This window comes from Arthrobacter sp. H41 (genome assembly GCF_000520535.1).
Classification (GTDB): domain Bacteria; phylum Actinomycetota; class Actinomycetes; order Actinomycetales; family Micrococcaceae; genus Arthrobacter_D.
In genome coordinates this window covers 12,272-14,244 of sequence record NZ_KI914796.1, presented here as the reverse complement: position 1 = coordinate 14,244, position 1,973 = coordinate 12,272, and the positions used below count along the sequence as shown (strand labels likewise).

Annotated in this window: 3 protein-coding genes and 1 pseudogene; 2 read left to right on the top strand and 2 right to left on the bottom strand. The window is 64.0% G+C overall.

The window, feature by feature from the left end:
- On the bottom strand, positions 1–157 hold a 157-nt coding region (locus Y705_RS23155; protein WP_253908569.1), incomplete at its 3' end, for an LLM class flavin-dependent oxidoreductase.
- 131 nt (positions 158–288) lie between these two features.
- Here Y705_RS23155 and Y705_RS0109610 point away from each other — a divergent pair.
- Positions 289–1,262, top strand: a pseudogene (locus Y705_RS0109610) (aldo/keto reductase).
- A gap of 44 nt (positions 1,263–1,306) precedes the next feature.
- Positions 1,307–1,603 carry a hypothetical protein gene (locus Y705_RS23150; protein ID WP_081737951.1) on the top strand — a complete coding sequence of 99 codons (297 nt, stop codon included), beginning with the start codon at positions 1,307–1,309 and terminating at the stop codon, positions 1,601–1,603.
- Here Y705_RS23150 and Y705_RS18820 read toward each other — a convergent pair.
- Positions 1,513–1,973, bottom strand: a 461-nt coding sequence (locus Y705_RS18820; protein WP_162149069.1) for an FtsW/RodA/SpoVE family cell cycle protein, incomplete at its 5' end; no start/stop codon positions are given. The genes Y705_RS23150 and Y705_RS18820 overlap by 91 nt on opposite strands.

Genomic DNA, 1,973 nt, shown 5'->3' with positions numbered 1-1,973 from the left:
CGGGCACTCCGTGATGCTCCGCCACCCAGAAGCGGTGGTAGCCCAGCGCCTCGGTCCGCTCGGCCCGGTCCACCACCGCCCCCAGCGCATCCGCTTCGGAGGACCCTGCACGGGAGTTCGCACGATCGAGGATTGAAAACCTGACAGGTGAAGGCATACTCCCTCAAACCCCGGAGGAAGGAAAGGAATTCCGGAGATACCACCGGAAGGTTCAACTCCGGCGGCGGCCGCCGGGAGTGCTGGTCTAGGGTGGAGCCGAGGTAGTGACGGTCAGGAAGGCATCGACTCATGAAGCAGATCACTTTGGGTTCATCGCTTGAAGTGTCCCGTCTGGGTCTCGGCTGCATGGGAATGTCCGCGTTCCACACAGGCAGCGGCCGGGACGAAGCCGGGGCGGTGGCAACGATCCACCGGGCAGCCGAACTCGGCATCACCTTCTTCGACACGGCCGAAATGTACGGGCCCTATGCCAACGAGGAACTCCTCGGCCGGGCTTTCGAGGGCAGGCGCGACGACATCGTGATCGCCACGAAGTTCGGCACCATCCGGCACACCGCGGATGACGCGATGGGCCTGGACGGCAGCGCGGCGAACGTGCGCCTTGCGGTGGAGGGCTCCCTCAGGCGATTGCGCACCGACTACATCGACCTTTATTACCAGCACCGCATGGATCCGGATGTTCCGGTGGAGGAGACCATGGGCGCGCTCAGCGAACTGGTACAGGAAGGGAAGATCCGGCATATCGGTCTCTCGGAAGCCGCCCCGCCACGATTCGGCGCGCTCATGCCGTTCACCCGGTGACAGCGCTGCAAACCGAATACTCGCTGTGGTCCCGGGATCCTGAGCAGGAAATCCTTCCGCTCGTGCGCGAACTGCGGATCGGTTTCGTGCCCTACTCCCCCTTGGGCCGGGGATTCCTCACCGGAACCATCCGGTCGCTCGACCAGCTTGACGAGTCGGATTTCCGCCGCAACAACCCCCGCTTCGCCGGAGAAAACCTGCAGGCGAACATCCGGATCGTGGAGGAGGTCGACGCCGTCGCCCGTCAGTCGGGTGCGAAGCCGGGACAGGTCGCGCTGGCCTGGCTCCTGGCCCAGGGGAATGACATTGCGCCGATCCCGGGGACCAAGCGAATCCCGTACCTCGAGGAGAATGCTGCCGCCGATTCGATCCAACTCGATAGTGGGCAACTCGCAGCGCTGGACAGCGTCGCGGCGCCGGCCGGCGACCGATACGCGGACATGTCGCCCCTCAACCGCTGAAGCCCCTACCGGGCTCGCCGCCGCCAACTCGGTTGACCCTTTATATGCGCGGGCGGATGAACGACGCCGAATACTACATCCCGCCGTTCACCCTGAATGAAACCAATACCGGCAGCGCGGTGGGAAGAGTCACCGAATCGGCGAGTGACGCCTTCAGCGAGGGCGACGCCGTCGTCCACTTCTCCGGTTGGAGACACCTTGCCCAGGGTCCTGCCGAAGCATTCACGAAGATCAGCGACATTTCCGGCTGTCAGTTCACCGCAGCCCGCTCCGAATGCCGGGAGCATGACAGGAGCACCCCTGTCAGTGCCAGAAGCGAGATCATCGATGATCCGCCATAGGAGATGAACGGCAACGGTACTCCCACCACCGGAACCAGCCCGGTCACGACGCTGATATTGATGACCGTTTGTCCCAGAATCCAGACAAGGGCTCCACCGCAGATCAGGGTCACGTGCAGTTCGCGGGACAGCATGGCGATCCGGTAGATCGCAAAAGCCAGTGTGGCGAACAGGATGAGCATTACCGCCGCTCCGACGAACCCGAGCTCCTCGCCCAGTACGGCGAAGATGAAGTCACTGTGAGCCTCCGGTATCCAGTGGACCTTCTGCCTGCTCTGGCCCATTCCGACGCCGAACATCCCTCCTCCGGCGAGGCCGTAGGTCGCCTGGACTCCCTGGTACCCGAGCCCTTCCGCGGTTCCGGCGCTGG

Bases quoted from the DNA above. Each gene is read 5' to 3' on its own strand.
- Y705_RS23150 (WP_081737951.1), top strand. From the start codon at position 1,307: ATGCGCGGGCGGATGAACGACGCCGAATACTACATCCCGCCGTTCACC.